Here is a 465-nt window from a genome sequence, read left to right on the forward strand (position 1 = left end):
GGATCCGGGCGGAGCAGATCGGGGACAGCTGGCTTAACTATATCATTGAAAATGAGACCATCCTCTGGTGGGGCGGCCTTTCACGGAGCACGGAGCATACCGCATATCTCCGTCTGAAAAATGGCATCAGGGCTCCCAAAAGCGGTTCCATCCAGCTAAACGGGCGGAGCATGGCGGAACAGATCGGTTCGGAGATTTTTATCGATACATAGGCCATGGCAAATCCGGGGAATCCGGAGCGTGCGGCTAAGATGGCGAGGGAAGCAGCCAGCGTCAGCCATGACGGAATCGCAGTCGACGCGGCGGTTTATCTGGCGGTTATGGAGTCAATGGCATTTGTGGAGAAGGATATCGACAGGCTTCTGGACGCGGGGCTCGCTTATATTGAGAATCCGGAATTTATCCGTCTTGTGGGGGCTGTCAGGGAACAGTGTGCGAAGGCTTCCGACTGGCGGGAAGTGAGGC

Annotated in this window: 2 protein-coding genes; both read left to right on the forward strand. The window is 56.1% G+C overall.

The window, feature by feature from the left end:
- Positions 1–212, forward strand: a 212-nt coding sequence (locus NE664_13745; GenBank protein ID MCQ4727696.1) for an ADP-ribosylglycohydrolase family protein, incomplete at its 5' end; no start/stop codon positions are given.
- Positions 213–251: 39 nt separating this feature from the next.
- Positions 252–465: ADP-ribosylglycohydrolase family protein (locus NE664_13750; protein ID MCQ4727697.1), on the forward strand; the 214-nt coding region annotated here is incomplete at its 3' end.

It is taken from the genome of Anaerotignum faecicola (assembly GCA_024460105.1).
Taxonomy (GTDB): domain Bacteria; phylum Bacillota; class Clostridia; order Lachnospirales; family Anaerotignaceae; genus JANFXS01.